General features: G+C 42.9%; 2 protein-coding genes. Both read right to left on the reverse strand.

The window, feature by feature from the left end; all coding sequences use genetic code 11:
- Positions 1-1,474: hypothetical protein (locus KGY70_16735; GenBank protein ID MBS3776846.1), on the reverse strand; the 1,474-nt coding region annotated here is incomplete at its 3' end.
- Between the two features lie 2 nt (positions 1,475-1,476).
- Positions 1,477-5,010 carry a hypothetical protein gene (locus KGY70_16740; GenBank protein ID MBS3776847.1) on the reverse strand — a complete coding sequence of 1,178 codons (3,534 nt, stop codon included), beginning with the start codon at positions 5,008-5,010 and terminating at the stop codon, positions 1,477-1,479.
- Positions 5,011-5,031 lie beyond the last annotated feature (21 nt).

Genomic DNA, 5,031 nt, shown 5'->3' on the forward strand with positions numbered 1-5,031 from the left:
GGGGAGGGACCATCAGGACACGCCAGGCCCCGCTATTGTTATAATGATAGTCACACAAATATGTGCTTGACGACCCGCCGGTAATATCGTCCGGGTACAGCGGGCAGTGCTTGCCTGCGCCCAAAATGTCTACGATATATCCGTCATCATCGCCAAATGCCGGAGTATGGCCGGTATCCACGTAATTGGTGGCTGTATCATCGGCAAAATCATCCGGCGTGGTGCATGTGTACACATGGCAGTCTCCGCTTGTATTGTCGATGTTGATACCGTCAAGGAATCCCCAGATATGCCCGAAAATATTTTCTATGCCGCGGTAGGAATTGGCCACGATCTGGGTATCGCTCACAAGCTGCGCCTCGATTGTATCGGCTGACAAGCTGTCCGGGTCTCCCTCTGAAACTTTAACATATGGCCGGTCCTCGCCAATGCTGTCCTGGTCTCCCCAGGCCCACTCATCATTGTTAAGTGATCCCAGAGTGCCGTTTGTCATTTCCACGCCGCTGCGCAGCATTTTGACCGGCTCGGTGGGCACCAGGTCTCCGTCATAATAATATTCACCCGGCGTGGTTGTAGACTCCACCCAGTCACTGCCGCCGCCTGCCACGCTCGGCTTGAGATCGCTGTCATCGCCAGAGAAATCCACCTGCACAGATCCGCTCACATTGCCCAGGCTCATAGTACGCCCGGTCTTGCGCACTTTTGCATAATCCCACGATCCAGCGTCGGTATAACCGGGCAGCTCCGATTGAGAATCCCAGTCGCCGTACTCGGTGACAAACAGCGCCACTATCATCTGATGCGCATTCCACATCTGCTGGTGGGTCTCTCCGCCGCGATTGGCAAACAACTGCCGGTACTGCCCGCGCTCCTCATAAACCCAGGGCTTGTATCCAGGCAGGCTCCGGCATATATCATTTGTTTTGTCCGCGGCTTCGGGTGTACTATCCTGGCCATCTATCAGCGACCCCGCATCGTCGTCATAGAGCACGCCTTCAAAGGCATCAAAATAATAATATCTTCGCCCGCGAAAGCAGAGAGGCATCCAGGCTTCTACGCCTAAAAATTTAAAGCGGCCGTCTCCGATAAGGATATATTGTGTATCACCGTCACGGACCCAAAGTTGGTAATGGCGTGGGATTTCGGCTTGCACGTCACCATCGGAGCCGTCCAACGTGGCAGCCGATCCGTCAGATAGCTTTGTAGAGTCATCAGCATCAAGATATTTTTTGCTGCTGGCGTCAGCCTTGCGTAATACTCGTTTTATCTGTTCTTGTATTGGGTGGTCCGTATAATCCTGCTCAACAAACGCGCCATTATTAATAACGCCTTTCGTGACGGTTGAACTTGAGTTTGTGGTATCCCATTTGATGCCGTAGACAATAGAAGCACCATAATAACTACCTTCATAGCCGCTTGTAATGTAGCGTGTGATAGGTCGTGTGATGGGTCGGGTGATTGATTGTGTGAGCATGGTTAGTCTTTCTCCCCTGTTGCTTTTTTGTTTTTCATTAATTCAGGATGCTTCTTTAAAAATTCTCGAAGAATTAAAGCCTTTTCTCTATTTGTTTGAGCAGATAACAAAGCGTTTTGCCAAACAGAACCATATTTTCTGGCTAATAAAACTGAAAAATTTCTGTCCACTGATTGCGGGTGCTTTATCATAGCTACCATTTCATTTCGAGTAAGCGATTCTCCGTTTAGCAATTTAATAATTGCATTTCGTGCATCTTTTAATTCTCTTGCATGTTCTGTTTTTTCTTCATCCAATGTTTTTTCAATATCTTGTCGAATACCATAATCGGTCACTTTTAAAAACCGGCCTATTGTATTAGATGAAATTGGATAATCTACTATTTCTTCAAGTTCACTTTTTACTCTTTCTAGATCATCATGTCGAAAACGATGTATAACAGATAATCCTGATTTATTTGCAATATACTTGGCAAATGCTTCATGGGTTTCCCAATCGTGAGCCTCAAAAAGTTGCCTCGGGATTGCATGTCTGCCATGAAAAAAATCATAAGGATTTTTACCGGAAGCATATTGAACAGTATCAGTAGCCACACCAATAACGGGATGTAAGGTGGGCGCTTGGCCTACCATATAATCAAATAAATTTTGTATATCATTGCCCTTGTTATCTTCCAAGGCTTTCCAAAAAATTCCTCCAACCATCCTTCCGGTTTCATCTGTGGGAAAACGGAAATACACACTCTTTCCGTTAGGGGTAATACCTATCGGGACGACTAAATAATTTGATTTATCATATTCTGAAGCCCCGTCCATAATTCGTCTTACACCTTCACCAAGTAGGCCAAGGCTGGCGGCATACATTAAGGCTTTAGGAATTAGGGTATATTTAGCATGTTTCCACCACCAGCCTGCGGCTGCCTGTTTTTTAGATTTTTTCAGATTTAGCTTTTCGGCAAGCTGGCCTCTGCCGGCTTCAATATCGCTCCGCCAGCCTTCTTTTATTGCACTGGAAAAGAAAAACAAATTATTATAAAGATTATAAGCTCCGCCTTTCCGTAAAAAATCCGGGGACCCACCATGGTTTCTAACAATATGGCCTACAACTTCATCAGATAAATCCGGGAATTTCTTTTTTAAATATTGATAAGTAGCTACTTTGGGTGCACGTTCTAATGCTTTGCCAATATTTGTCCAATATGTATAAGCAGTCGTAATTGGTTTTATTACTTGTTGATACCATTTTTCTGGTGAGGCGTGCCATTGTTTTAGTTGTTTTTCCAATACCGCATCTTCTGATGCTTCCCAACCTCTAAAATTTTCCAACGATATAAGCATGTTACCTTTTTGCATTTGTCGAATTACTCTGTCAGGTACACCAAAAGCGGACTTAAAAGACGGTTTCAGTGCTTTCGTATATTGAGGTATAAACTTGAATAAGGTCAAAGTTGGGATATTTTTTGCCGGACGCATAGTATCTCGCATGGTATTAAATAACCAAAAACCTGGATTCGCTTCAACAAACAAATGTCGAAAAGGCTTGCCGGAAACGCGCAATATTTCGGTGATTAAGTTTGATTCCACGGGGTTCATTTCTACGGAATCAGCAATTTCCTTAGGTACATCATAAGTTTCAAGCTTTCCCTTGTGCAAATATTTGATCTGTTCCAGACCAGAAGTTGTTGGCTCTACAGGAACAGCATATCCCTTATTGGCATCATATTTTTTTTCAGGAGTTTTAATGTCCTGAGGATAATATTCTTGTAAAAAATCAGTAACAGTACGTGCTGCTATATGCCGATTAACACTTTTAATTAAAGCCAAATCCTTAACCATTGTAGCGGTAATTGGATTAGCAGTAAGTTGATGAGTCCCATATTGTCTATATATGGCTGTGCCTACGCCCTTACCATATTTTTGCTCCATATATTTTCCAACGGCAAAAGTGGCATAATATTCAGCATCTTCTATTTTGTCCATGAGTTCATCGGAAAATACTTCCGAATCCCGCATTTTTTCAACAACACGCTTATGGTTCTTATAAAATTGTTGTCGTGCTTGTTCCAGAGCTTCCCATTTTTCCGGTCCCAATGCTTCTTTCCATTCATCAAGTACGGCTTGAGAGGATTTTTTATCAAAGCCTGCCGGATTTGCGATTTCCACAAACTGTTCGTCTTCCTTGCTGTATCTGACCCGTTCATGGATAATTCTGAGATGGGTAGCGTATTCTCCCAAATCAGACAGGGTTAATCCAGCTTGGTCGAGCGTTTTTTTTGCTTCCATAGCATCACTCATATACAACTCGAACTCAGAGCCAGAATGGCGAAGTTGGTCTATTTTATAACGGGGATTTTTTTCTGGAGGAATATTTCTTTCGTTTACTCTTTTTGCCCGTTTGATAACCGCAGATGATACATCCAAAAACTCTTCGGCTATTCTTGCCCGCAAGGGCATTTTTTCAGCTTGCTGCGAAAAATATCTGTCATATTTTCTAAATCCATCACGCAAATCTTGACGGGATCTAAAATGAACCCCCTGAGAAGTAACTCCGCTAAGTTCGTCTTGAATTTGATTATATATTTCTATTACTTCCGGCTTGCGTTCGGCATAGTTCCAAAAAGAATCCCAAAATTTTGGAGCTTCAAATTTCAATAACTGAGGATCATTTAAAAGAACACTTACAGCTTCAGCATATAACTCTTTTGAAGAATGGCGATATTTGGTATAATTGCTATCTACTGTTGGATCAAAGGGATTCCATTTTTGCGTTAATCCTTTAAGTTCTTCCATAATTTCTTGTTTGGTATAAAGATCCCGTGCATGGATTTCATCAATTATTCGCTGCTGATATTTTTCTTTGGTTAATTTTTTAAGCTCATCATCTTTTGCACCTTCAGCTTTTGCTTCTTTTTGCGCTTGATTGCGAATTTTGCGTCTATCAACTTCAGAAAGCACCTGAGATGGTTCTGCGGGCATTGAATCAATCGTTGATTTCATATAACGCTTGAGAGAAGCAATACGTCCGAGAATATTACCTCTTCTTGTTTCTTTATCGGGCAGCCAATCAATAACATGACCTATTTCGTGGGCAAGTACCTTTTTGGCCAGGGTGGGACTTTTGTAAATGTCATACCTGAGATCAATATTTGCCGTGGGTCCCCGGAACTTGGCAGCACCTAGCGCTCCTTTTTTAGAAAGTCCTCGTTTAATCTTCGGATATTTGCCTTCAAGAATTTCTTTAGATAACCGTACCAATTCTGGCATATCAATGTTTAAAATATGATCCTGGACAGAAGATTGACTCTCCACTCCCCCTGGGGGAATCTCTTGGTATTGCGGAATAAAGGCGTCCGAGCCTCCTTTTTCGGCAAAAACCGGACGTTCTCTAACTGGCGTTGATGGGAGAGATTCCTTTCCATGTATTTCTTCAATCCGTTTGACCTGTAATGGACTTGGCGACATTCCACCTTCTTGTGGGCCAACACCACCTACCAGTTTTTTATTGTCCCGAAAAATCAAAACACCGGTATCATTCATATAAGGTTTGGCTTTGGGGTG

The sequence above is a fragment of the Bacteroidales bacterium genome, from assembly GCA_018334875.1.
Lineage (GTDB): Bacteria > Bacteroidota > Bacteroidia > Bacteroidales > UBA12077 > JAGXLC01.